Source organism: Xanthomonas codiaei (genome assembly GCF_002939785.1).
GTDB lineage: Bacteria > Pseudomonadota > Gammaproteobacteria > Xanthomonadales > Xanthomonadaceae > Xanthomonas > Xanthomonas codiaei.
Genome location: NZ_MDEC01000004.1, coordinates 211,499 through 234,049, shown reverse-complemented (window position 1 = coordinate 234,049; position 22,551 = coordinate 211,499). Strand labels below are relative to the sequence as shown.

General features: G+C 68.3%; 24 protein-coding genes and 1 other RNA gene. 14 read left to right on the top strand and 11 right to left on the bottom strand.

The annotated features are described in order from the left end of the window. Nucleotides 1-142: 142 nt before the first annotated feature. On the bottom strand, nt 143-1,006 hold the full coding sequence (locus XcodCFBP4690_RS04850; RefSeq protein ID WP_104539873.1) for an alpha/beta fold hydrolase: 864 nt from the start codon (nt 1,004-1,006) through the stop codon (nt 143-145). A 122-nt stretch (nt 1,007-1,128) separates the two neighbouring features. On the opposite strand from XcodCFBP4690_RS04850, the gene XcodCFBP4690_RS04845 reads away from it, so the two are divergent. Then, on the top strand, nt 1,129-1,728 hold the full coding sequence (locus XcodCFBP4690_RS04845; RefSeq protein WP_104539872.1) for a TetR/AcrR family transcriptional regulator: 600 nt from the start codon (nt 1,129-1,131) through the stop codon (nt 1,726-1,728). 155 nt (nt 1,729-1,883) lie between these two features. Next, a complete protein-coding gene (locus tag XcodCFBP4690_RS04840) occupies nt 1,884-2,975 on the top strand; it encodes an NAD(P) transhydrogenase subunit alpha (RefSeq protein WP_104539871.1) in 1,092 nt (363 codons plus the stop codon). Nucleotides 2,976-3,133: 158 nt separating this feature from the next. Here XcodCFBP4690_RS04840 and XcodCFBP4690_RS04835 read toward each other — a convergent pair whose 3' ends face one another. Genes XcodCFBP4690_RS04835 through XcodCFBP4690_RS04825 form a run of 3 tightly spaced genes read right to left on the bottom strand, consistent with a single transcriptional unit; the run spans nt 3,134 to nt 4,526 of the window. Next, nucleotides 3,134-3,616, bottom strand: coding sequence for a DUF3106 domain-containing protein (locus XcodCFBP4690_RS04835; RefSeq protein WP_104539894.1), 483 nt, complete (start codon nt 3,614-3,616; stop codon nt 3,134-3,136). A 5-nt stretch (nt 3,617-3,621) separates the two neighbouring features. Continuing rightward, nucleotides 3,622-3,969, bottom strand: a complete 348-nt coding sequence (locus tag XcodCFBP4690_RS04830) for a hypothetical protein (RefSeq protein ID WP_104539870.1) — start codon at nt 3,967-3,969, stop codon at nt 3,622-3,624. Continuing rightward, entirely contained in the window at nt 3,966-4,526 is a 561-nt protein-coding gene (locus tag XcodCFBP4690_RS04825; RefSeq protein WP_104539869.1) for an RNA polymerase sigma factor, read from the bottom strand. Before XcodCFBP4690_RS04825 ends, XcodCFBP4690_RS04830 begins: the two co-directional genes overlap by 4 nt. A 113-nt stretch (nt 4,527-4,639) precedes the next feature. Between XcodCFBP4690_RS04825 and XcodCFBP4690_RS04820 the strand changes: the two genes are divergently transcribed. Both XcodCFBP4690_RS04820 and XcodCFBP4690_RS04815 read left to right on the top strand, forming a co-directional pair. Beyond that, nucleotides 4,640-4,945 carry an NAD(P) transhydrogenase subunit alpha part 2 gene (locus XcodCFBP4690_RS04820; protein WP_104539868.1) on the top strand — a complete coding sequence of 102 codons (306 nt, stop codon included), beginning with the start codon at nt 4,640-4,642 and terminating at the stop codon, nt 4,943-4,945. Continuing rightward, entirely contained in the window at nt 4,942-6,399 is a 1,458-nt protein-coding gene (locus XcodCFBP4690_RS04815; protein WP_104539867.1) for an NAD(P)(+) transhydrogenase (Re/Si-specific) subunit beta, read from the top strand. Before XcodCFBP4690_RS04820 ends, XcodCFBP4690_RS04815 begins: the two co-directional genes overlap by 4 nt. Before the next feature lie 585 nt (nt 6,400-6,984). Here XcodCFBP4690_RS04815 and XcodCFBP4690_RS04805 read toward each other — a convergent pair. After that, entirely contained in the window at nt 6,985-7,404 is a 420-nt protein-coding gene (locus XcodCFBP4690_RS04805) for a hypothetical protein (RefSeq protein ID WP_104539866.1), read from the bottom strand. Between the two features lie 174 nt (nt 7,405-7,578). Between XcodCFBP4690_RS04805 and sufT the strand changes: the two genes are divergently transcribed. From sufT to XcodCFBP4690_RS04775, 6 genes are all read left to right on the top strand, one after another. Next, on the top strand, nt 7,579-8,133 hold the full coding sequence (gene sufT / locus XcodCFBP4690_RS04800) for a putative Fe-S cluster assembly protein SufT (RefSeq protein WP_104539865.1): 555 nt from the start codon (nt 7,579-7,581) through the stop codon (nt 8,131-8,133). A gap of 65 nt (nt 8,134-8,198) precedes the next feature. After that, the gene (locus tag XcodCFBP4690_RS04795) at nt 8,199-9,284 is read left to right on the top strand and encodes a branched-chain amino acid aminotransferase (RefSeq protein ID WP_064508623.1); all 1,086 of its coding nucleotides are present in this window, start codon (nt 8,199-8,201) and stop codon (nt 9,282-9,284) included. A gap of 313 nt (nt 9,285-9,597) precedes the next feature. Further along, nucleotides 9,598-11,346 carry a S8 family peptidase gene (locus XcodCFBP4690_RS04790; protein WP_104539864.1) on the top strand — a complete coding sequence of 583 codons (1,749 nt, stop codon included), beginning with the start codon at nt 9,598-9,600 and terminating at the stop codon, nt 11,344-11,346. A gap of 61 nt (nt 11,347-11,407) precedes the next feature. After that, nucleotides 11,408-11,482, top strand: a non-coding RNA gene (locus XcodCFBP4690_RS04785) — sX9 sRNA. A gap of 269 nt (nt 11,483-11,751) precedes the next feature. Next, nucleotides 11,752-13,158, top strand: a complete 1,407-nt coding sequence (locus XcodCFBP4690_RS04780; RefSeq protein ID WP_167394471.1) for a S8 family peptidase — start codon at nt 11,752-11,754, stop codon at nt 13,156-13,158. A gap of 346 nt (nt 13,159-13,504) precedes the next feature. After that, nucleotides 13,505-15,202 carry a S8 family peptidase gene (locus XcodCFBP4690_RS04775; RefSeq protein ID WP_104539863.1) on the top strand — a complete coding sequence of 566 codons (1,698 nt, stop codon included), beginning with the start codon at nt 13,505-13,507 and terminating at the stop codon, nt 15,200-15,202. A 154-nt stretch (nt 15,203-15,356) separates the two neighbouring features. On the opposite strand, the gene ybaK is transcribed toward XcodCFBP4690_RS04775, so the two are convergent. From ybaK to wrbA, 4 genes are all read right to left on the bottom strand, one after another. Next, nucleotides 15,357-15,836 (bottom strand): Cys-tRNA(Pro) deacylase, encoded by a 480-nt coding sequence (gene ybaK, locus XcodCFBP4690_RS04770; RefSeq protein WP_104539862.1) that lies wholly within the window; start codon nt 15,834-15,836, stop codon nt 15,357-15,359. Nucleotides 15,837-15,840: 4 nt separating this feature from the next. Continuing rightward, nucleotides 15,841-16,326, bottom strand: a complete 486-nt coding sequence (locus XcodCFBP4690_RS04765; protein WP_104539861.1) for an asparaginase domain-containing protein — start codon at nt 16,324-16,326, stop codon at nt 15,841-15,843. Nucleotides 16,327-16,493: 167 nt separating this feature from the next. Continuing rightward, a complete protein-coding gene (locus XcodCFBP4690_RS04760; RefSeq protein WP_104539860.1) occupies nt 16,494-16,838 on the bottom strand; it encodes a DUF2069 domain-containing protein in 345 nt (114 codons plus the stop codon). After that, complete coding sequence (gene wrbA / locus XcodCFBP4690_RS04755) at nt 16,835-17,491, bottom strand: NAD(P)H:quinone oxidoreductase (RefSeq protein WP_208622686.1); 657 nt, start codon at nt 17,489-17,491, stop codon at nt 16,835-16,837. The genes XcodCFBP4690_RS04760 and wrbA overlap by 4 nt, the downstream gene beginning before the upstream one ends. A gap of 51 nt (nt 17,492-17,542) precedes the next feature. On the opposite strand from wrbA, the gene XcodCFBP4690_RS04750 reads away from it, so the two are divergent. The 4 genes from XcodCFBP4690_RS04750 to XcodCFBP4690_RS04735 all read left to right on the top strand — a co-directional run bounded on the left by XcodCFBP4690_RS04750 (nt 17,543) and on the right by XcodCFBP4690_RS04735 (nt 21,008). Further along, the gene (locus XcodCFBP4690_RS04750; protein ID WP_104539858.1) at nt 17,543-18,820 is read left to right on the top strand and encodes a YihY family inner membrane protein; all 1,278 of its coding nucleotides are present in this window, start codon (nt 17,543-17,545) and stop codon (nt 18,818-18,820) included. Then, nucleotides 18,817-19,428: a TlpA family protein disulfide reductase gene (locus tag XcodCFBP4690_RS04745; RefSeq protein ID WP_104539857.1), complete on the top strand. Its 612-nt coding sequence runs from the start codon at nt 18,817-18,819 to the stop codon at nt 19,426-19,428. The genes XcodCFBP4690_RS04750 and XcodCFBP4690_RS04745 overlap by 4 nt, the downstream gene beginning before the upstream one ends. Then, nucleotides 19,428-19,694: an acylphosphatase gene (locus XcodCFBP4690_RS04740; protein ID WP_104539856.1), complete on the top strand. Its 267-nt coding sequence runs from the start codon at nt 19,428-19,430 to the stop codon at nt 19,692-19,694. The genes XcodCFBP4690_RS04745 and XcodCFBP4690_RS04740 overlap by 1 nt, the downstream gene beginning before the upstream one ends. Before the next feature lie 84 nt (nt 19,695-19,778). After that, nucleotides 19,779-21,008 (top strand): hypothetical protein, encoded by a 1,230-nt coding sequence (locus XcodCFBP4690_RS04735; RefSeq protein ID WP_104539855.1) that lies wholly within the window; start codon nt 19,779-19,781, stop codon nt 21,006-21,008. On the opposite strand, the gene ppk2 is transcribed toward XcodCFBP4690_RS04735, so the two are convergent. Together ppk2 and moaB are read right to left on the bottom strand one after the other, a co-directional pair. Next, nucleotides 20,990-21,772 carry a polyphosphate kinase 2 gene (gene ppk2 / locus XcodCFBP4690_RS04730; protein ID WP_104539854.1) on the bottom strand — a complete coding sequence of 261 codons (783 nt, stop codon included), beginning with the start codon at nt 21,770-21,772 and terminating at the stop codon, nt 20,990-20,992. The genes XcodCFBP4690_RS04735 and ppk2 overlap by 19 nt on opposite strands. 32 nt (nt 21,773-21,804) lie before the next feature. Beyond that, entirely contained in the window at nt 21,805-22,323 is a 519-nt protein-coding gene (gene moaB, locus XcodCFBP4690_RS04725; RefSeq protein WP_104539853.1) for a molybdenum cofactor biosynthesis protein B, read from the bottom strand. Nucleotides 22,324-22,551: the final 228 nt, after the last annotated feature.

Genomic DNA, 22,551 nt, shown 5'->3' with positions numbered 1-22,551 from the left:
GCACGTGCGCTGCACGTGCCATCTTCAACGCAGCCGCAGCCGCATCCGCAGCGGCGCAGGTCGCATCGCGCCGGCGTGCGCAGTCCTGCATGCAACGGGCGCATCGCCGCGCTACCTGCGGCAATGCCAAGGTCTCAGGAGCTCAAGTCGGTGCCGGCCCGATGAATTCCAGGGTGCGCGCGATCACCGACGCGTGATCGAGCATGCGGTTATGCCCCAGCCCCTCGGTCGTGAACAACTGTGCGCCCGGCCACAGCGCGGCGAAGCGGGCGCCTTCTTCCCACGGCGTCTCGCGATCGCGGCGGTCGTGGATGACCAGCGCCGGGCGGTCGAACTGCGGCAGGTGCGGGCTGGCATCGAAGTCGGCAAAACAGGTGCCGGTCAGCTGGATCAACCAGTTTTCGAACGGCACGAACGTCGCCGGCGCGATGCCGGCGGCCTGGAACTGGCGCCTCGCGCTGCCGGCCGGCTCCACCAGCGGGGCGATCAGCACATAGCGCTGCGGCCGCCACGCCGGATCATCGGCAAAGACCACCGCCGCGGTGCCCAATGAGTGGCCGATGAAGACGGCGGGGCGGCCGAAGCGACTGCCGATCTGGGCGAGGATTTTCACGAAGTGCGGCAGATTGCTGATCTGCCCGCTGCTCAGGCCGTGCGCGGCCTGGTCGAAGGCCAGCACTGCATAGCCGAGCGCGCGCAGTTGCGGTACCCAGGCGGCAAAGCGCAGCCCATAGCTGGCCCAGCCATGCGACAACAGGACATACGGCTGCCGGGCGGGATCGCCCCACTGGTAGACGGCGATGTCGAAGCCGTCGATGCGCAGTGTCTGGCGCTGCACATCGTCCAGGGTGGCGGCGATGTCGGCGGCCTGCCGACGGCCGGAAGGTGCCGGAGTGACGAAGCGGCGCGCCAGGTAGCGGCCGGTCGGGCCGGGCGCCACCCGGCTGGCGCTGGCCAGCAGGCCGCGCAGCAGACGCGTGCGCAGCTTGGCGAAGGACGAGCTCATGGGCATTCCTTGTGGAGGCGATCGCCATCTTGTCGATGACAAGATGCGCGTTCAGTCTGGCGCCTGGATCTTGTCATCGTCAAGATTCTCTGCTGCACTGAGGTCCCGAGAAGCGAACCGCCATGCCGCGATCAGCGCCCCCTGCTGCCTATCACCACGGCGACCTGCCGGCCGCGCTGCGGCGTGCCGGCTGGGCGTTGCTGGGCGAATCCGGGCTGCGTGGACTCACCCTGCGCGAATGCGCGCGCCGGGCCGGCGTGTCGCATGCCGCGCCCGCGCACCACTTCGGCTCGCTGGATGGGCTGCTGGCGGAGCTGGCCGCCGATGGCTACGAACGCATGCTCGAGCGTATCCGCGCCACCCAGCAGGAACTGGACGATCCGCTGCTGGGCTGCGGGCTGGGCTACATCCGATTTGCCATCGAGTTTCCGCAGCAATTCCGCCTGATGCTGGGGCTGGACGTGCGTGCCAGCGGCCTGCCACGGCTGGTGCAGGTCAGCGAGGCGGCGATGGCCTATCTGCGCGATACGGTGCGCGCCCAGTGGATCGCCCGGCATGGCAGCGAACCGGATGCGGCGCTACTGGAACAGCGCACTCTGCTGAGCTGGAGTGCGGTGCACGGCTATGCCTCGCTGGCGATCGACGGCAGGCACGAACGCTTGCGCGCCTTCGCGCCGGAGAGCGTGATAGCCCCCTTGTTGAAGGGCTTGCTGGAGCCCTAGCGCGGCGACAGGCGTCGCGGCTGCCGATGCCTATGCCGCAAAGCGCAGGTATCCATGCCTCGGGCCGCCGGTTGCTGGCTGCCGCCTGCATCGCCAGCGCGGGCGGCGCGCTCTGCTAGCATCGCCGCGACTGGAGCGCGAGACCGGAGCAACGCATGGCTGTGCAGGTGCTGGTGCTGAAAGAACGGGCGGCGGGCGAACGCCGGGTGGCTGCGACGCCGGAAACGGTCAAGAAGCTGGTGGCGCTTGGTGCCCAGGTGTGGATCGAGCCGGACGCCGGCCGCGCCAGCAGCATGGACGATGCCGCATACGTGGCCGCCGGCGCGCAGCCTGCCGATGCGCAGACGCTGGCTCAGGCCGACGTGGTGCTCTGCGTGCAGGCACCGCCCACCGAGTTGTTGCTGCAATGCAAGTCGCAGGCGGTGGTGATCGGCATGCTGGCGCCCGAGGCCGACCCGGCACGCGCGCAGGCGTTTTCCGCGCGCGCGCTGGTGGCGTTTCCGTTGGAGCGGTTGCCGCGCACCACCCGCGCGCAATCGATGGACGTGCTGAGTTCGCAGGCCGGCATGGCCGGCTACAAGGTGGTGCTGATCGCCGCGCAACTGGCGCCGCGTTTCTTCCCGATGCTGACCACCGCAGCCGGCACCATGCGTCCGTGCAAGGTGCTGGTGATCGGTGCCGGCGTGGCGGGCCTGCAGGCGATCGCCACCGCCAAACGACTGGGCGCGCAGGTGGAAGGTTTCGATGTACGACCGGAAACGCGCGAACAGATCGCTTCGTTGGGCGCACGCTTTCTGGATCTTGGCGTCAGCGCCGCCGGCGAAGGCGGCTATGCGCGTCAGCTCACCGACGACGAACGCGCCGAACAGCAGCGCCGCCTGGCCGAGCACCTCAAGGGCGTGGACGTGGTGGTGTGCACGGCGGCAGTGCCCGGGCGGCCCGCGCCGAAGATTGTGACCACCGAGATGGTGCGTGGCATGCGCCCGGGCAGCGTGATCGTGGATCTGGCCGCGGAAACCGGCGGCAACTGCGCGGCCACACGCCCGGGAGAGACCTGCGACCTGGACGGCGTGACGATCGCCGGCCCGCTCAACCTGGCCAGCCAGGGCGCCGTGCACGCCAGCGAGATGTTCGCGCGCAACGTGTATGCCTTCGCGGCATTGTTGATCAGGGACGGCGCACTGTCGTTCGACTGGGACGATGAACTGCTGGCCAGGACGCGTTGGTCGGCAGCGCCTGCCGCGTGATGCGTCGGCACGCGCGAGGTGTTCAAGCGCGCAGGCGTGGCACTCCAGCCGCATGAGTCGCGGCATTGCCGTCACCCACCGGCCCTGGCCGCTGCGGATGCAGCGGTCCAATCCGCCGAAGAAAACCGTCACGGCCCGGCATACGCCCGGCTGCAGGTTCAATCGTCCGTCGGCGGATGCTCGCGCAACCAGGCGCTGCGCTCGGCCGGGGTCATCTTCTGCCAGCGTTGCTGCAGTTCGTTGCGCTGTTGCGGGTTGAGCGTGCGCATGCGGTCGAACAGGGCCTTGGCTTCGCGGCGTTGCTCCGGGCTCATGTTGCGGAAGCGGTCCATGCCGGCCTTGGCCTGCTTGCGCTGCTCCGGCGTCATGTCCAGCCAGCGGTGGGCATGGCGGTACATCCGCGGACGCTCTTCGGGCACGTCGTTCCAGCGCTCGCGCAAGGCGTCGATCATGACCTGACGCTGCTGCGGGGTGAGCCGGTCCCACTCGGGCATCGGCGTCTCGTTGCGCGCTCCCGGGCCGTGCGGTCCGGGGCCGTCCATCGGCGGCGGCGGACCCGGTGGGTGGTCCTGCGCCAGCAGCGGCGCGTGCGGCCCGGCGCAGAGCAACAGGGTCAACAGCAGGCGGGTGGTGCGGGTCATCGTGCTCATTCCATGGCCAGGGCGGTGTCGGACCCGAGCCAGACATACAGGTCCGGGTTCTGCGTGAGAAGGTCGTCGGTCTCGGTGCTTGCCGTATTGCCGGCGATCGCCTGGGGAGTCGCCGGTTGCGGTATGGACGTATCGCCGGGGCGCAATTGCAGGCCGATCCCGACGGCCAGCAGCGCCGAGCAGGCGGTGGCCAGCAGCCAATGACCGCGGCGCGAGCGCGCGGCGGGCGCCTGGCGGGCCTGGCGCAGGCGCGCCAGCGTCTGCGGCGGCAGATTGTCGAGGGCGGTGGCGTGCAGCTGGCGCAGCTGCGCATCGAACTGGGCCGGATCGTGGGAGCGCTTCACAGGAAATCCTCAAACTGTTTTTGCAACGCGTCGCGGGCGCGCGACAGGTGCGTCTTGACCGAGCCTTCGGAGCAGCCCATCGCCTTGGCGGTGGTGGCCACGTCCAGGTCTTCCAGCACGCGCAGGGTGAAGGCTTCGCGCTGGCGTGCCGGCAGGCCGCGCAGCGCGTGGACCAGCCGCTGGTAGGCCTGCTGATGTTGCTGTTCGCCGACCGGGCCGACGCCGGGATCGGCCCAGTCGATCGGGCCTTCGTCGTCGCTGCGCTCGGCCGGTGCCCAGAATTTCAGGCGAAAACTGCGCCGGCGCTGCAGATCGATAATGCGGCTGCGCAGGATGCTCCAGAACAGCGGCGTCCACTCCTCGGCCGGGCGCTCGCGGTAGCCGAGCAGCTTGATCATGGCGTCCTGCACGGCATCCAGCGCGTCTTCGCGGTGACGCAGGCCGGCCTCGGCAAAGCGGAACGCACGCGGCCCGATGCCGGCCAGGAAGGCATCCAGCGACACGGGGGCGGCGGCCGGGGCAGCGGGCTGCGGATCGAAAGGGGTTCCCACCAGCACAGCGTAGCTTCCGCGAGGACGATACGACGTCAACGTGTGAGTGCCGGTTCGGTTGACACGCCCGCCGGATGGGTATGATCGGCGGGCCGCACCGGCCACTGGAGCGATCGACGATGAGCGACGGTTTCGTAGCGCTGTATATCTTCATGCTGGCGGCCATCGCCGGCCATGTGATCATCTCGCGGGTGCCGGTGATCCTGCATACGCCGCTGATGTCAGGGTCCAACTTCATCCACGGCATCGTGCTGATCGGGGCGATGGTGGTGCTCGGGCATGCCGACACCACGCTGGAAAAGGCCTTGGGCTTCGTGGCGGTGGCGCTGGGCGCCGGCAATGCCGCCGGCGGCTACGTGGTGACCGAGCGCATGCTGGAGATGTTCAAGTCCAGCCGCAAGCCGCCGGGCGGAGAGGCGCCGTGAACATCTCCACGCCCGAGCTGTTGGCATGGCTGGTGAAATCCAGCTACCTGGTGGCCGCCACCCTGTTCCTGCTGGGCCTGCAACGGATGGCCTCGCCACTGACCGCGCGCAGCGGCATCCGCTGGGCCGGGCTGGGCATGCTGATCGCCACGGTGGCGACGTTCTTCCTGCCCGAGCTGCACAACGTGCCGCTGATCCTGGCGGCGCTGGCGATCGGCACCGGGGTGGCGTGGTGGTCGGCCAGGAAGGTGGCTATCACCGACATGCCGCAGATGGTGGCGCTCTACAACGGCATGGGCGGCGGCTCGGCAGCGGCGATCGGCGCGGTGGAACTGCTGCGGTTTTCGTTCTTCGTCAACCGCGATACCGCGCACTGGAGCGTGCAGGCGATCGCCGAACTGGCCGCGCGGCGGCCTGACACCACCACCGTGGTGCTGGCGGTGATCGGCTCGGCGATCGGCGCGGTGTCCTTGTCCGGCTCGATCATCGCCTGGGCCAAGCTCGACGGCCGGCTCGACCGGCGGGTGACCTTCCCCGGCCAGCAAGCCTTCAATCTGGTGGTGGCGCTGGCCATGGTGGTGCTCGGTGCGTGGGCGGCGAGCAGCCTGCAGCCGACGGCGATCATCGCCTTCTTCGTGGTGGCGCTGGCGCTGGGCGTGCTGATGACGCTGCCTATCGGCGGCGCCGACATGCCGGTGGTGATCTCGCTCTACAACGCCTTCACCGGGCTGGCAGTGGCGTTCGAGGGCTATGTGCTGGGCAACGAGGCGTTGATCATCGCCGGCATGATGGTGGGCGCGGCCGGCATCCTGCTGACCCGGTTGATGGCCAAGGCGATGAACCGGCCGATCAGCGGCGTGCTGTTCTCCAACTTCGGCGGTGGCGGGCAGGCGCAGGAGATCGCCGGCACGCAGAAGCCGATCGAAGCGGGCGATGTAGCGGCGATGATGGCCTTCGCCGAGCGGGTGGTGATCGTGCCCGGCTACGGCATGGCGGTGGCGCAGGCGCAGCACAAGATCTGGGAGCTGGCGCAGCGGCTGATCGCGCGCGGGGTCAAGGTCAAGTTCGCGATCCATCCGGTGGCCGGGCGCATGCCCGGGCACATGAACGTGCTGCTGGCCGAAGCCGGCGTGCCCTACGACCTGATCGCCGATATGGACGACATCAATCCCGAGTTCGCCAGCACCGATGTGTCATTGGTGATCGGCGCCAACGACGTGGTCAATCCGGTGGCCAGGACCGATCCGGCCAGCCCGATCTACGGCATGCCGATCCTGGACGTGGTCAATTCGCGCAACACGGTGGTGATCAAGCGCGGCAAGGGCACGGGGTTTGCCGGGATCGAAAACGCGCTGTTCTACGCCGACAACACCCGCATGCTCTATGGCGACGGGGCCGAGGCGGCCGGTGCCCTGGTCAGCGAATTGAAGGCCCTGGATGGCGGCGGGCATTGAGCGCTTGGTGTAGTGCAGTCGCGCTCGAATGCGCAGGTGAAAAGCTATGTCGGTCGGTGGTGCGCCGTGGCTTTGCCAGGTTCGCTCATATGCTTCTCGGATCACACGTCTCGTGCGTCGAGTGCGCGGTGTCCTCACCGCTCGCGGGACACGCCGCAAGTACGTCCCTGTAGGCTCGGTGGCGGCATCCATGCCGCCACACGGTCCCGCAAGCGGCGAGGGCACCGCGCCAGAGAGTTGGCAGATGGTTTGTTGAAAAGCGAAGCTACAGCGTCGCCGGACGGCTGGCTGCTTGTTGAAAGCCTGACGTACCGATCAACTTGACAGGTCCTTGTCCGCCGCCCGTCGCGGGACCTTACGCGGCATGGATGCCGCGTAAGAGCCTACAGGGACGTACTTGCGGCGTGTCCCGCGATGGGGGGCGGGCAAGGACCGCGCAGCAAACACGCAGTGCTTTCCAGGTATCGCTAGATTGTCTCAAACCAGAGCGACGGCGATCGAGGAGCCGCCTCACGCGAAACGGCACGGGTGACGCATCGGCGTCAGCCTCCTCCTGCATTGGCTACCGCAAGGGACGCAACCGACTCAGCGCGCCGCCCACCACGCCAGCACCAGCGCGGTGGCATAGCACAGCAGGTCGAAGCCATTGTTGGCCAGTTGCAGCAGGGTCCAGGCCAGCCCGGGGCCCATCTTCTGCGCCGAGGTCCAAGGATCCAGGCCCAGCGATCCACCAACGTGCGCCGAAGCGATGCCCCAGTTGGTGGCAATGATGACCGCCGCGGTGGCCACAACTGCCACGCCGATGCGCAATGACCCACCCTGCAAGGTGCCCAGGCGCAGCATCCAGACCACTTCCACGGCGACCAGCACCGCCATCCAGCCGGCCTGGTTGCCAAGTGCCAGGGCGATGAGCAGCCAGGCGATGAGGGCGGTGACGCATCCCAGCAGCAGGAGCGGGGGCCAGAGCCAGTGAGCGGTTCTGGCGGGCGCATTGGTGGGCGGCATTGGAACTCCTGACAATGCGCACATGATAGAGCGCATGCCGCGCTTTGCCAGGCCCGCGGTGCCTGGATGGAATGCAGCGTCGCCCGCCGGGCGCGTTGCCTGCGCCGGCGGAAGGGTTGCGGTCGGCTAGAATGGCCGACTTGCGCGCGTCCGGCGCGGCCCCATATCCAGCCCATGTATTCCCGTAGCAGCGAACCCGTCCAGTTCGAACGCGATTGCGATGCCGTCATGGTGCCGCAGGGCGATTCGGTGACCCTGCCCGCAGGCAGTTACGGCTATATCACCCAGGCATTGGGTGGCAGCTATACCGTGTTTGTCGAAGGCAATCTGTTCCGCATTGCCGGCAAGGACGGCGATGCGATCGGCAAGGAGGCTCCGCCGGGGCTGGAACTGCCCGACAACGCCAGCGACGAGAAGGTCGAGGCCCTGGTGTGGCAGCAGCTGCGCACCTGCTTCGACCCGGAGATCCCGTTCAACATCGTCGATCTGGGCCTGGTCTACGAGGCGGTGGTCAGCCATCGCGAGCAAGACAATCAGCGCCGGGTGGACGTCAAGATGACGCTCACCGCGCCTGGTTGCGGCATGGGCGAAATCCTCGTCGACGACGTGCGCAGCAAGCTGGAAATGATCCCGACCATTGCCGAGGCCGATGTCGAGCTGGTGTTCGACCCGCCGTGGGGCCGGCATATGATGTCCGAAGCGGCCCGTCTCGAGACCGGCATGCTCTGATCGCCAGGCGCCATGTCCACGGGCTGGCGCCGCGTCCTTACCGCCCGCCATACAGGAATCTTCCGGTGTCCGTGTCCTTCGCTTCCACCCGTTCCCCGTCGCCACGCAGTGCCGACGAACTGTCCGTGATCCTGGCCGCGCCCGGCTTCGGGCTGCACTTCACCGACCACATGGTCGCCATTTCCTGGAGCAACGAGCAGGGCTGGCACGACGCGCAGGTGCGTGCCTACGGGCCGCTGCAGCTGGATCCGGCCGCTTCGGTGCTGCATTACGGCCAGGAAATCTTCGAAGGCATCAAGGCCTACCGGCACGCCGATGGGTCGATCTGGACCTTCCGCCCGCAGGCCAATGGCGAGCGCCTGCAGCGCTCGGCGCGCCGTCTGGCGCTGCCGGAACTGCCGGTGGACCTGTTCGTCGAATCGCTGCGCCAGCTGGTGGCCGTGGATGGCGGCTGGGTGCCATCGGCGCCGGAGACCAGCCTGTATTTCCGTCCCTTCATGATTGCCGACGAGGCCTTCCTGGGCGTGCGCGCCGCGCACAAGGCCTCGTACTACGTGATCGCCAGTCCTGCCGGCCCGTACTTCGCCAAGGGCGTGGCGCCGGTGTCGATCTGGTTGTCCACCGAGTACGCGCGTGCGGCCAAGGGCGGCACCGGCGCGGCCAAGTGCGGCGGCAACTACGCCGCTTCCCTGCTGCCGCAGCAGAAGGCCCAGGCCCAGGGCTGCTCGCAGGTGCTGTTCCTGGACCCGGTGGAAGGCAAATACATCGAAGAGCTGGGCGGCATGAACGTGTTCCTGGTCTACAAGGACGGCACGCTGGTGACGCCGGAATTGTCCGGCAGCATCCTGGAAGGCATCACCCGCGACAGCATCCTGCAGCTGGCCCGCGACCGTGGCATGCGCGTGGTGGAGCGCAAGGTCGCCATCGACGAGTGGAAGCAGGGCGTGGCCTCCGGCGAGATCGCCGAGGTGTTCGCCTGCGGCACGGCCGCCGTGGTCACCCCGATCGGCGAGCTCAAGGGCGACGGATTCGCGGTGGGCGACCCAGCAGCGCCGGCGGGTGAGGTGACCATGTCGCTGCGGCAGGAGCTCACCGATATCCAGTACGGTCGTGTGCCGGACCGTCACGGTTGGCTGGTGCGTTTGTCGTAAGCCGACATACATCGTCAAAAATGGCCCCCGTGTGGCAGCACGGGGGTTTTTTTTGGCCTGCTGTGCAGCAAAAAGCGTCTTGAACAGGTCAAAAACTGTGTCAAGCGGGCTGAACAGGAGTGCGCTGTGTCACAAAAATGATATTTAAGTTTCAAAAGTGTCGATCTCGTATTGTTCACTTCGGTTTTAGTGAGATAGGTTCGCTGAACGGATCGATAACAGGGGCTCGATCCGGGGAACCGGCGCTGGCCTACGGAAGGCGGCGTCGGCATACACCGCCCAGGCGGTTCTCTTTGATCTGGAAGGGAATTCGATGTCGAACGCGTCTCGCAAGCGTCCTCGCACGCTCACCATCCTCAGCGCCGCTGCGCTGACCTCCCTGTTGCTGGCAACGCCCGCCTTCGCGGGTGAGGTCTATCTGGACGGTCTGGCCACCGCCCAGACCCACCAGAAATTCATCGTCACCTACAAGGATGGCAGCACCGCGCTGGCCAGCCCGAATGCGTTGACCACTTCGCTGCGCGCCGCTGCCCGCGCGGTACCGGCCAAGGCCGGCAAGGCGTTGGGCCTGAGCCCGGTTCGTCGGCTGGCGCTGGGGCCGGAACTGGTCAAGACCGATCGGGCGCTGGACCGCGCCGAAGCCGAAACCCTGATGCGCCAGCTGGCCGCCGACCCCAATGTGCAGAGTGTGGAAGTCGACCAGATCCTGCATGCCACGCTGACACCCAACGACACCCGCCTGTCCGAGCAGTGGGCGTTCGGCACCACCAACGCCGGCCTCAACATCCGCTCTGCGTGGGACAAGTCCACCGGTGCGGGCGTGCGCGTGGCGGTCATCGATACCGGCATCGTCAGCCATGCCGACCTCAACGCCAATGTCGTGGCGGGCTACGATTTCATCAGCGACGCGGCGACCGCGCGCGACGGCAACGGGCGCGATAGCAACCCGGCCGACCAGGGCGACTGGTACGCCGCCAACGAGTGCGGCGTGGGCATTCCGGCGGCAACTTCCAGCTGGCACGGCACTCACGTCGCCGGCACCGTGGCGGCGGTGACCAACAACAACTCCGGCGTGGCCGGCACGGCCTACAACGCCCGTGTGATCCCGGTGCGCGTCCTGGGCAAGTGCGGCGGTTCGCTGTCGGATATCTCCGACGCCATCATCTGGGCCTCGGGCGGCACCGTCTCGGGCGTGCCCAGCCTGTCGTCCACCGATGCGGCCGACGTCATCAACATGTCGCTCGGCGGCGGTGGCGCCTGTTCGGCCACCATGCAGAACGCGATCAATGGTGCGGTCTCGCGCGGTACCACGGTCGTGGTGGCGGCGGGTAACGAGTCGGCCAACGTATCCAGTTCGTTGCCGGCCAACTGCAACAACGTGATCGCGGTGGCGGCGACCACCTCGTCCGGCGCCAAGGCCAGCTATTCCAACTTCGGTGCCGGCATCGACGTCTCCGCGCCGGGCTCGGCCATCCTGTCCACACTCAACACCGGCACCACCACGCCGGCAAGCGCCAGCTACGCGTCCTACAACGGCACCTCGATGGCATCGCCGCACGTGGCCGGTGTCGTGGCCCTGGTGCAAGCCGCGGCCCCCTCGCCGCTGACGCCTGCGGCGGTGGAAACCTTGTTGAAGAACACCGCCCGCGCGCTGCCGGGTGCCTGTTCCGGTGGCTGCGGCGCCGGCATCGTCAACGCCGATGCCGCGGTGACCGCCGCAATCAACGGCAGCAATGGCGGCGGAGGTGGCGGCAGCGGCAACACCCTGACCAACGGTACCCCGGTGACCGGCCTGGGCGCTGCAACCGGCGCGGAACTCAACTACACCATCGCCGTGCCAGCCGGCAGCGGCACGCTGACCGTAGCGATCAGCGGCGGCACCGGCGATGCAGACCTGTACGTGCGTGCCGGCAGTGCGCCGACCGACGCCACCTACACCTGTCGCCCGTACCGCACCGGCAACACCGAAACCTGCAGCATCAGTGCGCCGTCGGGCACGTATTACGTGCGGGTCAAGGCGTTCAGCACGTTCTCCGGCGTCACCCTGCGGGCCAGCTACTAAGCGCAGCTGACAACACTACTGCGCGTCCGTCAGGCGGGCGCGGCCGGTATTCGGAATCGGCATGTACCACTCGTACACGCCGCTTCCTCCGCGCCGTCCGCACCCACTGACGACCGCTCGCGACGTTTTGGTAGCCGCTCCAAGGCCGGCCGCTCGGCGCGGTCTGCGCTGTCTGGGCATGTGCCAGGCAGCGCAGGCGCCGCGCCACCCATCTGCGATGTCTCGCCCACGTCTGCCCTTGCGGCCGGCGCAGGCGGCGCATTGCCGCTCGGCCGGGATGGACACCGGTCAGTCGTTTCGACGGGCGCCAGCGCCCGTCCATTCCGGCCCGACCCGCGGTCTGCGGTAACGGCCGGCCATCTCGCCGCAACCGCGGTACTTCCTAAAAAATCTGAGGAACGATCGATGTCCAATGTGTCGCAACGTCGTGCACCTGCACGCGCACTGGTGGTGCTGGGTGTTTCCGCGCTGACCTCCCTGCTGGCCGTGCCGGCGTTCGCCGGTCAGGTCAACCTGTCCGGCCTGGATTCGCAGCCGACGCTGGATCGCTTCATCGTCAAGTACAAGGACGGCAGCAGCCCGGCGGTGAGCCCCACCTCGATGCGCGCCTCGCTCAACTCGGTCGCTACTGCCGTGCCGGCACGTGCGGGCCGCGCACTGGGCCTGAACCATGTGCGCCGCACCGCGCTGGGTTCGGAAGTGCTCAAGGCCACCCGTGGCCTGGACCGCGCCGAAGCCGAGACGCTGATGCGTCGCATCGCCGCCGATCCGAGCGTGGACTATGTCGAAGTCGATCAGATCATGTACCCGGTGCTGACCCCGAACGACACCCGCCTGTCCGAGCAGTGGGGCTTCGGCACCAGCGCCTCCAGCATCAACGTGCGTCCGGCCTGGGACACCGCCACCGGCACCGGCGTGGTGGTGGCGGTGATCGACACCGGCATCACCAGCCATCCGGACCTCAACGCCAACGTACTGCCCGGCTACGATTTCATCAGCGATGCCGCGCGTGCGCGCGACAACAACGGCCGTGACAGCAACCCGGCCGACCAGGGCGACTGGCGTGCGGCCAATCAATGCCCCGGTGCGCCGGCGGCCAATTCCAGCTGGCACGGCACCCACGTGGCCGGCACCATCGCCGCGGTGACCAACAACAACAGCGGCGTTGCCGGCACCGCCTTCAACGCGCGCATCGTGCCGATCCGTGCGCTGGGTCTGTGCGGTGGCACCACGTCGGATATCGCCGATGCCATCGTCTGGGCCTCCGGCGGCAGCGTGTCCGGCGTGCCGGCCAATGCCAACCCGGCCGAGGTGATCAATATGTCGCTGGGCGGCAACGGCGCCTGTTCGAGCACCTATCAAAACGCCATCAACGGCGCGGTGTCGCGCGGGACCACCGTGGTGGTGGCGGCCGGCAACAGCAATGCCAACGTGGCCAACTTCACCCCGGCCAGCTGCGCCAACGTGATCTCGGTGGCGTCGATCACCTCGGCCGGCGCGCGTTCGAGCTTCTCCAACTTCGGCAGCACCATCGACATCTCCGGCCCGGGTTCGGCGATCCTGTCCACGCTCAACAGCGGCACCACCACCCCGGGCTCGGCCAGCTACGCCAGCTACAACGGCACCTCGATGGCGGCGCCGCATGTCGCCGGCGTGGTGGCGCTGGTGCAGTCGGCGGCGAGCCGTCCGCTGACCCCGGCGGCAGTGGAAACCCTGCTGAAGAACACCGCCCGTCCGCTGCCGGGCGCCTGCTCGGGCGGCTGTGGCGCCGGCATCGTCAACGCGGCGGGAGCGGTCAGCCAGACCCCGTGACCCCACCCTCGCGCGGCGATGCCGGCATGACCGCCGGCATCGCCGTCGGGCCGGTCCCGACCGGTCTGTCGGTGTTTTGAATTCCGCACTGCCCCGCTTCGGCGGGGCAGTGTGCGTTTGGGGCGCCGGTCGTTGCTGGGCGGCAGGCCGCCTACCGCAGCGATGGCTGAACAACGCGCCGATGCCTTGCTTCAGGGCGCTTCAGCGCCGGGTGCGGCACGCCGATAGCCACCGCACGTGAGGCATGGCCGGAGCATCAGCCGCCACACGATCGGGCAGGGTGCGTCGCCGGTGGCATCGGCGCCTTGTCTTTCCGGGTTTCAGGTCCTTGGGGAGGGATTGATCCATGTCGCATGCATCGGTTGGCGTGCTGCGCCGCGCCGTGTTCGTCTGTGCACTGTCTTGTACGTTCCACGCCGCTGCGGGCGAGGTCAGTCTGCAAGGGCTGGGGTCCAGTACCACGCACCAGCGCTTCATCGTCAGCTACACCAACCGTGTCGGCACCAGCCGCGCCACCGGGCTGTCTGCGCCGTGGCGCGAGATTGCCAGCGCCGTGCCCGCGCGGCAGGGACGCGCCTTGGGTCTGTCGACCACGCGCCGGCTCAGCACCGGCCCGATGCTGTTGGTGGCCGACCGCAAGCTCGACCGCGTGGACGCCGAAAGCCTGATGCGGCGGCTCGCCGCCGACCCGGCGGTCAAACGCGTGGAAGTGGATGTGCTGATGCGCCCCTTGCTGGTGCCCAACGACCCTGGCGTTCCGCAGCAGTGGGCGATGGGCACCAGTAACGCCGGCCTCAACATCCGTCCGGCCTGGGACCGTTCCACCGGCAGGGGCATCGTGGTGGCGGTGGTCGACACCGGCATCGCCGCGCATCCGGACCTGGCCGCGAATGTCTTGCCCGGCTACGACTTCATCACCGATCCGGCAACCGCCCGCGACGGCAACGCGCGCGACGCGAACGCAGCCGACCAGGGCGACTGGACGGCCGCGAACGAGTGCGGTTCCGGGGCGTCCGCATCCAGTTCCAGCTGGCATGGCACCCATGTGGCCGGCATCGTCGCCGCCGTCGGCAACAACAGCGCCGGCGTGGTGGGTACTGCGTTCAATGCCAAGGTGCTGCCACTGCGTGTGCTGGGCAGGTGTGGCGGCTATATGTCCGATATCGCCGATGCCATCGTCTGGGCAGCGGGCGGCAAGGTGACCGGGTTGCCTGCCAATCCGACTCCTGCCACGGTGATCAATCTGTCGCTGGGTGGCTACGGCAGTTGCTCGGCGACGATGAGCAATGCCATCGCCGCCGCAGTGACACGTGGCAGTTCGGTGGTGGTGGCCGCGGGCAACAACAACCTGGATGTGTCCACCAGCGTGCCGGCCAACTGCCCGAATGTGATCGCGGTGGCGGCCACCACCTCGGCCGGTGCGAAGGCCGGTTTTTCCAACTTCGGCAAGGGCGTGGATATCGCGGCGCCGGGTCAGGCCATCGTGTCCACGCTCAACAGCGGCACCACGGTGCCGGGCAATGCGGCGTATGCGTCGTACAGCGGCACCTCGATGGCCGCACCGCATGTGGCCGGTGTGGTGGCGTTGATGCAGTCGGTGGCTTTGAACCCGCTCACGCCGGCAACGGTGAAGGCCTTGCTCAGGAGCAGCGCACGGCCGTTGCCGGTCGCCTGCACCCAGGGCTGCGGCGCGGGCCTGGTGAACGCCGACGGGGCGCTGGCAGCGGTGATCGCATCGACCACGCTTGCCCGCAATGTGGCGCGCACCGGGCTGAGCGCTGCGCAGTCGGACGTGCTGTATTACCAGGTCAACGTCCCGGCCGGCACGCGCGCACTGAAGGTGACGCTGGGCGGTGGCAGCGGCAACGCCGATCTGTCGCTGCGCGCAGGCGCGTTGCCCAGCGACAGCGCGTACAGCTGTCGCAGCATGCTGCCCGGCAATGCCGACAGCTGCACGGTGAACGCGCCGGCGGCCGGTACGTACTACGTGCGGTTGAAAGCGACGCTGGCATTTTCGGGCGTCAGCGTCACTGCAGCGTACTGAGTGCCGCGTGCGCACGCAGGCAAAGCGCCATCAGCGGCGTGCGCACCATCGCGTCGGCTCGATGCCGACGCGGGAGCGCGCGGATCGGCGTGCGCCGTGCAATGCACGGCAGTGACTGCACAGCATCAGTGCGTGCGTGGACGGCACGCGTCGATCAGGCACATTCGCAGAGCGTGCAGGCCCGCGCATCCAGGGCCTGCAACAAGCGGGCAGCGGGCAATTCCAGCAGCAAGCCGCGTTGGCCGGCATTGATCCAGAGCGCCGGCGCGTCCAGCGCCGTGGCTTCCACCAGCACCGGTGCTTGCCGCTGCTGGCCGAGTGGGCTGATCCCGCCCACCTTGTAGCCGGTGCGGCGTTCGGCGTCGGCCGCGTCCATCATGCGGGCGGACTTGCCGCCCTGCGCGCTGGCGAGTTTCTTCAGCGACAGGCGCCGGTTGCAGGGAATCACCACGCACACCGCCTGGTCGTCGACCCAGGTCATCAGGGTCTTGAGCACCGTCTGTGGTGCCAGGCCGAGCGCCGTGGCCGCCTGCAGGCCCTTGGCATCGGCATCGGCCTGATAGTTGTATGAATGCAGCACGTATGCCACGCCCGCCGCGTCCAGCGCACCGGTGGCGCGGGTCGCCTTGCTCATGGCCTCAAATCGCTTCGAAGCGGTTGGCGGCGACGTTCTTGCGGACCTTCTGCGGGTTCCAGACGCGCCCGTTCATGGCGATATAGACCCCGGCCGGCAAGGACTGCACCGCACCCACCGCACAGCCGATGTTGAATTCCGCATCCGAGCCGCGAAAGCGCGCCGGGTTGAGCGCGCCGGTCATCACGATGGTCTTGTCGGCAATCGACTGCAGCACCTTGCCGGTCTCCACCATCGAATCGGTGCCGTGGGTGATCAGCACGTGGCGGGTGGGCTGGGCGGCGATGGTGGCGCGGATCAGCTCGCGGTCGGCATCGGTGATGTGCAGCGAATCCTTGCGGATGATCGGAATCACCGAAAAGCGGAAGGTCACGCCCAGTTCCTTGAGGATCTGCCCGATCTGCGGGTCGCCGATTTGGTAGTCCGATTTGTCGTCGAAGTAGATCTTGTCGATCGTGCCACCGGTGGTGACGATCAGAAGGTCTTCCATTGCTGCCAATCCTGTAGGGCCAACGCGGTGCAGACCGCGCGAGGGCGGTCATGATACCGCCCGCCCGAGATGCTGGCAGTGCGCACGCTGTGGTCATCAGGGCGGGGAGGTCGAAAACCTGCGCTCATGCGCGGCTGTCGGCGGCGGCCGCCTGCGCGGTGTGCGGGTCAGCGCGCCTTGCGCCTGCCGCCGAAGCGGGCGGCCACGCCCGGCCCGCTCACCAGCCCGATCACCAGCAATGCGAGCAGCAGCTCCAGCCAGGCCAGGCCGCGTGCCTCGGGCTGGCTCCAGGCTGCCATCACGCCATGGCTGAACCAGCCCAACGCGAACACGCCGGCCCAGAACCGCGCACGCGCGCTACGGACCGCCAGTACGCCCATCCACGCCGCTGGCAATGCGAACACCAGCAGCGCTGCGGTGCGATGCGCATCGTCGTGAAACCAGACCACGAACACCACCGCCAGCGCCAGCAGGGCGGTCGTCAGCAACCAGTGCACCGCGCGCAGGCTCATGCGGCGGCCAGCCGCCGCGCGACATCGGCCACCCGGCGGCCCAGCGCGCGCGCCAGCAGGGCTTCGTCCTCGCTCGGTTGCGGGTCGCCGCCGGCGCCGGACACATGGCTGGCGCCGTACGGCGTGCCACCGCTGCTGGTATGGCTGAGCGCGGTCTCGGTGAACGGGATGCCCACGATCAGGCAGCCGTGATGCAGCAGCGGCAGGTGCATCGACAGCAGGGTGGATTCCTGCCCGCCGTGCATCGAGGCGGTGGAGGTGAACACCGCAGCCGGCTTGCCGGCCAGCGTGCCGCTGGCCCATTCGGCGCCCAGGCTGTCGAGGAAGTGCTTCATCGGTGCGGCCATGTTGCCGAAGCGGGTCGGGCTGCCCAGCAGCAGGCCGCTGCACTCGGCCAGGTCGGCGCGGTCCACGTAGGGCGCGCCTTCGTCGGGCACCGGCGGGGCGCTGGTCTGAGTCACCGCGGCCACCGGCGGCACCGTGCGCAGGCGCGCGCTCATGCCGGGCACTTCGCCGATGCCGCGCGCGATCTGCCGCGCCAGCCGCGCCACCGAACCGCCACGGCTGTAATACAGCACCAGAATCTCCGCCATCGTGTTCCTGCCGCCTGTGTGAGTTGCCGCAGTATCGGCCAAGCCGCTGCCCCACTGCACGCCGCGGTTGCGGCAAGGCCGCGATGACGGCGCATCGGGTACCCTTGCGCGATGGCGCGTGTGAACAAACTCCACCAATGGAAAGAACGTCTGCACGACCGCGCGCGGACGGTGAGCTTCGGGCGCTTCCTGTGGCGCCGCTTCTTGGACGACCGCCTGTTCCAGGCCGCCGCTTCGCTGGCCTACACCACGGTGTTTGCGCTGGTACCGCTGGCGATCGTGGTGTTCGGCGTGCTGTCCGCCTTCCCCGCGTTCAACGAGTGGAAGGACGCACTGACCGACTTCATCTTCAACAACTTCGTGCCCGGCGCAGCGCGTTCGGTGCAGAACTATCTCAACCGCTCGCTGGAAGACCTGGGCAAGTTCACCGTAGCCGGCATGGTCGCGCTGGTGGCCTCGTTGCTGATCACCCTGCACAGCATCGAGCAGACCTTCAACAGCATCTGGCGGGTGGCCGCCGCACGGCCCAAGGTGACGCGGTTCCTGATTTACTGGACGGTGCTGACCCTGGGCACGATGCTGGCCGCCGCTGCGATGGCGATGGCCGCCTACGTGTTCGCGCTGCCGCTGTTCCGCACCACCGAAGGCCAATGGCTGGCCGAATTCGCCTGGCGGCTGGCGCCGATGGCGGTGGAGTTCGTCTGCATCGTGCTGATCTACCGCGTGGTGCCGCAGCATGCGGTGCGCCTGCGGCATGCGCTGCCGGGCGCGTTGCTGGCAGTGATCCTGATGGAGATCGTGAAGTGGGGTTTCGGCTTCTACCTGGGCAATTTCCAGACCTATCAGCGCATCTACGGCGCGCTGTCGGCGCTGCCGATCCTGTTGTTGTGGATCTACCTGAGCTGGGTGTCGGTGCTGCTGGGCGCCTCGCTGGCCTCGTCGATGTCCGCCTTCCGCTACCAGCCCGAGGCCATGCGCCTGCCGCCGGGCTTCGAGATCTACGGCCTGCTGCGTCTGCTGGGCCGCTTCCGCCAGGCACGCATCCATGGCAACGGCCTGGACGAAGACCGCATCCTGGCGTTGGAACCGATGCTGACCGATACCGTGATGCAGGAGCTGCTGTGCGAGCTCAAACGCATCCGCCTGCTGCGTCGCGACGAGCGCGGCCAATGGCTGCTGGCGCGCGATCTGGACGTGGTGCCGCTGGCCGAACTCTACGAGAACTGCCAGTTGCGCGTGCCGATCGAAGACCGCCCCTTGCCCTGCCGCGACGATGCCTATGGCCAGGCCGCCGCCGCCGCGCTGGAACAGCTGCGCCAACCCCTGCGCAGCGTGCTGGCGCAACCGGTCGGCGACCTCTATACCCACCTCCCCGGAGATCCTCCATGACCGTGCGCCTCGTGCGCGGCGCCTGTGCGCTGCTGTTGCCGCTGTTGTTGCTGACCGCCTGCAAGCCCACCGGCGAGGGCACGCCCGCTGCCGGCCCGGCGACCACTGCGCCGGCGGCCCCTGCCCAGCCGGCGGAAAAGCCCGCCACCCCGGAGCCTGCCGGCGCCGCCAGCAGCTCGGTCGTGCAGCAGACCGCGCAGATGCCCAGGCTGTCGCTGCCCACCGTCTCGGGCGAGACCTACGACCTGGCCGCGCATCGCGGCAAGTGGGTGGTGGTCAACTTCTGGGCCACCTGGTGCGCGCCCTGCCTGAAGGAGATGCCGGAGCTGTCGGCCCTGCACACCATGCGCGACACCGTCGAAGTGGTGGGCCTGGCCTACGAAGACATCACCACCGCCGATATGCAGGCATTCCTGAAGGACCACCCGGTGTCCTATCCGGTGGCGATCCTCGACCCCTACCAGCCGCCGCAGGACTTCGCCACGCCGCGCGGCCTGCCGATGACCTACCTGATCGGCCCGGACGGCAAGGTGGCCAAGCAATTCCTCGGCCCGGTCACCGCACGCGATATCGAAACGGCGGTGGGCATCACCGGCAAGGCCGGCTGATGCAGGCCGCGCGCTTTGTGGTCAGCGGCGTGGTGCAGGGCGTGTGGTATCGCGCTTCCACCCGCGAGCAGGCGCGGGCGCTCGGCCTGCGTGGGCATGCGCGCAACCAGGCCGATGGCAGCGTGGAGGTCGTCGCGGCCGGAGACCCGGCGGCGCTGGATGCGCTGGAACGCTGGCTGTGGCAGGGTCCACCGGCGGCCAGCGTGGCCACGGTGGTGCGCACGCCGTGTGCGCTGCCGCCGTCTGAAGACTTTGTAACTGGCTAAGCGCACGCCAACGCAGCGGGGCAACAGAGTTGGGTCGCCTCGCCGATAACCCTGTCAACGCGATCAGGCGTTCAGGGGAATGCAATGGCTGCTCCATCTCAAGATCACACTCACGGGCACGACCTGCCTGCCCACGGCATCACGCGGGTCCTGGCGCAGTGGGGGCCGTGGCTCTATCTCGCTGCGTTGCTGGGGATCGGCTGGCTGTTGTTCCAGCAGCCGCAGACGCGGGTGCTGCGCCCCGGGCAGGCGGCCGCCGGTTGGCTGCTGGCCTGGACCTTCGGCGGCATCGTGATCGGTGCAGTGGTGTGGAGCCTGCGCCTGGCGCGGCATGGTCTGGGTGCGCCCAGCGCCAGCTATCCGCTCTCGGCGCGCCTGCCAGAGTCCTGGGCCGATGCCTACGCGGCATTGCTGCGCCCGGCGGTTGCGGCCCCGGCGAGCGCGGCCAGGCTCGACCCGACCAGCACCCAGCGCGGCGCGGCCTGGCATCGCTTCGGCGCCGGCATGCTCAGCGCGGAAAGCTTCGATCCCAACGACGCTACCCGCACGCCGTGGGACGGCATGGATGCCCAGGCCTGCATCGCCCGCCTGGACGAGGTGCGTGGTGCCTGGCACAACGCCTCTGCCAACCGCGCGCTGCAACAGGAGCGCCGCTACTGGCTGGATGTGGTGTTGTCGCTGCTCGATCACGGCGTGATGCGTCCGCTGCAGGACGGCTATCTGCCCGACACGGCCGCGCTGCGCACCGAACGTTTCCTGCTCGGCGCCGACGCCGGCCCGGCCGTGCTGGCCGATGTGCCGGCATTGTTCGCGCGCCGCCTGGCCCTGGCCATCGAGGCCATGCCCGCCACGCAGCGCGATGCTGCCGGCACACAATGGCGCCTGTTGCAGCAATTGCACGCCCTGGTGGCCGAGAGCCGCGTGCTGGACGAGCGCTCGCAGGTGATCCAGGTGCTGGCCTGGAACCCGGACGTGGACCTGGACCAGGTCGAAGTGGCCTACATCCTGGCCGCCGAATACCGCGAAGGCATGCGTGACTGGTTGCGCCGCGCCGCCCTGGTGCGCCTGCCCGACAGCGCGCTGCGCCTGGACGAAGTATTGCTGTCGTCGTGCAGCCCGCTCGGCCCGCAGGCCGACGACGTGGATTACATGGAAGCGATGCGTCCGCTGCATCGCGGTTTCATGCAGTTGTTCAATCAGCGCCTGAGCCAGCTGGTGCTGCAGGCCGAGCAGGCCGAACGTCAGGCCGGCCTGCATCCGTTGCCGCGCGCCACCGCGGCCAGCGACGAAGTCTCTCAGGACTGGCCGGCGTAATCGTCGATCGGTTCCAGCATGCCGTAGCGTTCCTTGTGCGGCTTGCCGTGCAAGGGCGGCAGCGCTAGCGGTTCCTCGGGTACCGAGGTGTCCGGGAGCCGGTCCAGCAGGTTGCGGATCAGGCTCAGCCGGCCGCGCTTCTGGTCGTTGAAGTCCACCAGGGTCCACGGCGCCGCCGGGGTATGGGTCGCCTCGAGCATGCGCTCGCGCGCTTCGGTGTAGGCCTCGTATTTGTCGCGCGACTGCAGGTCCACCGGCGACAGCTTCCAGCCCTTGAGCGGGTCTTCGTGCCGCTCGGCAAAGCGTTGTTCCTGCTCGGCCTGATCCACGCACAACCAGTACTTGAACAGCAGGATGCCGTCATCGACCAGCATCTGCTCGAAGCCCGGCGCCTGCTGCAGGAACGTTTCGTACTGCGCATCGGTGCAATAGCCCATCACCCGTTCCACGCCGGCGCGGTTGTACCAGCTGCGATCCATCAGCACCAGCTCGCCGGCGGCCGGCAGATGGGTGACATAGCGCTGGAAGTACCACTGCGTGCTTTCGCGATCGTTGGGCTTGGGCAGCGCCACCACCCGGCATTGCCGCGGATTGAGGTGGCTGGCGATGGTCTGGATCGCACCGCCCTTGCCGGCGGTGTCGCGGCCCTCCATCAGCACTAGGGCGCGTTGGCCGGTGTGCTGCAGCCAGCGCGCCATGCCGACCAGTTCCAGTTGCAGCGGCGCCAGCAGTTTCTTGTAGGCCTTGCGTTTGAGATGCGACATGCGCGTTCCGGCAAAAGTGCAGAGCGCGCAGGCTATTGCCCCAGACGTGGACGCAGTGTCGCCAGGTTGCAGGGTCTGGTGCGTGCATCCAGCTGCGCGCGCACGATCTTTTCCCACGCCGTGCGGCAGGCCGAGGTGGAGCCGGGCAGGCAGAACACGAAGCTGTGGTTGGCCAGCCCCGCGAACGCGCGCGATTGCAGCGAAGAGGTGCCGATTTCGTCCACGCTGACCGCACGGAACATCTCGCCGAAGCCGGGCATCAGCTTGTCCAGCAGCGGCGTGATCGCCTCCGGCGTGCTGTCACGGCCGGTGAAGCCGGTGCCGCCGGTGACCAGGATGCCGTCGATCTGCGTATCGGCGATCCAGGCCGACACGATCGCACGCATGCGGTAACGGTCGTCCGGACACAGCGCGCGCTCGTGCAGCAGATGGCCTTCCCGGGTGAGGGCATCGGCCAGGTAGTCGCCGGAGCGATCGTCGGCCAGGCTGCGGCTGTCGGACACGGTCAGCACGCACAGGCGCAGGGGAATGAAGTCGGGAGTCGATGGCATGCGCCAAGCCTAGCGAGGCTGACGAGCCGGGTACAGCGCCGCGGTGTGAAGTCGGGTCAGGCACCAGCGCAGTAACCAAAGCCTCCCTCGTGCCAGGCAGTAGCACGCTGACCAAAGCCCCTCTCCTGCGGGGCGAAAGGCACAGCTTTTCGCGCCACTGGCGCGCGTGCCTTGGAGCGCCCGCGCCGCAAGCGCGGGCTGGGGCGCGGAGCGGGGGTTGGGGTGAGG

Coding starts and splice junctions, on each gene's coding strand:
- XcodCFBP4690_RS04850 (WP_104539873.1), bottom strand. CDS start 1,006: ATGAGCTCGTCCTTCGCCAAGCTGCGCACGCGTCTGCTGCGCGGCCTG.
- XcodCFBP4690_RS04845 (WP_104539872.1), top strand. CDS start 1,129: ATGCCGCGATCAGCGCCCCCTGCTGCCTATCACCACGGCGACCTGCCG.
- XcodCFBP4690_RS04840 (WP_104539871.1), top strand. CDS start 1,884: ATGGCTGTGCAGGTGCTGGTGCTGAAAGAACGGGCGGCGGGCGAACGC.
- XcodCFBP4690_RS04835 (WP_104539894.1), bottom strand. CDS start 3,616: ATGACCCGCACCACCCGCCTGCTGTTGACCCTGTTGCTCTGCGCCGGG.
- XcodCFBP4690_RS04820 (WP_104539868.1), top strand. CDS start 4,640: ATGAGCGACGGTTTCGTAGCGCTGTATATCTTCATGCTGGCGGCCATC.
- XcodCFBP4690_RS04805 (WP_104539866.1), bottom strand. CDS start 7,404: ATGCCGCCCACCAATGCGCCCGCCAGAACCGCTCACTGGCTCTGGCCC.
- sufT (WP_104539865.1), top strand. CDS start 7,579: ATGTATTCCCGTAGCAGCGAACCCGTCCAGTTCGAACGCGATTGCGAT.
- XcodCFBP4690_RS04790 (WP_104539864.1), top strand. CDS start 9,598: ATGTCGAACGCGTCTCGCAAGCGTCCTCGCACGCTCACCATCCTCAGC.
- XcodCFBP4690_RS04780 (WP_167394471.1), top strand. CDS start 11,752: ATGTCCAATGTGTCGCAACGTCGTGCACCTGCACGCGCACTGGTGGTG.
- XcodCFBP4690_RS04775 (WP_104539863.1), top strand. CDS start 13,505: ATGTCGCATGCATCGGTTGGCGTGCTGCGCCGCGCCGTGTTCGTCTGT.
- ybaK (WP_104539862.1), bottom strand. CDS start 15,836: ATGAGCAAGGCGACCCGCGCCACCGGTGCGCTGGACGCGGCGGGCGTG.
- XcodCFBP4690_RS04765 (WP_104539861.1), bottom strand. CDS start 16,326: ATGGAAGACCTTCTGATCGTCACCACCGGTGGCACGATCGACAAGATC.
- XcodCFBP4690_RS04760 (WP_104539860.1), bottom strand. CDS start 16,838: ATGAGCCTGCGCGCGGTGCACTGGTTGCTGACGACCGCCCTGCTGGCG.
- XcodCFBP4690_RS04750 (WP_104539858.1), top strand. CDS start 17,543: ATGGCGCGTGTGAACAAACTCCACCAATGGAAAGAACGTCTGCACGAC.
- XcodCFBP4690_RS04745 (WP_104539857.1), top strand. CDS start 18,817: ATGACCGTGCGCCTCGTGCGCGGCGCCTGTGCGCTGCTGTTGCCGCTG.
- XcodCFBP4690_RS04740 (WP_104539856.1), top strand. CDS start 19,428: ATGCAGGCCGCGCGCTTTGTGGTCAGCGGCGTGGTGCAGGGCGTGTGG.
- XcodCFBP4690_RS04735 (WP_104539855.1), top strand. CDS start 19,779: ATGGCTGCTCCATCTCAAGATCACACTCACGGGCACGACCTGCCTGCC.
- ppk2 (WP_104539854.1), bottom strand. CDS start 21,772: ATGTCGCATCTCAAACGCAAGGCCTACAAGAAACTGCTGGCGCCGCTG.
- moaB (WP_104539853.1), bottom strand. CDS start 22,323: ATGCCATCGACTCCCGACTTCATTCCCCTGCGCCTGTGCGTGCTGACC.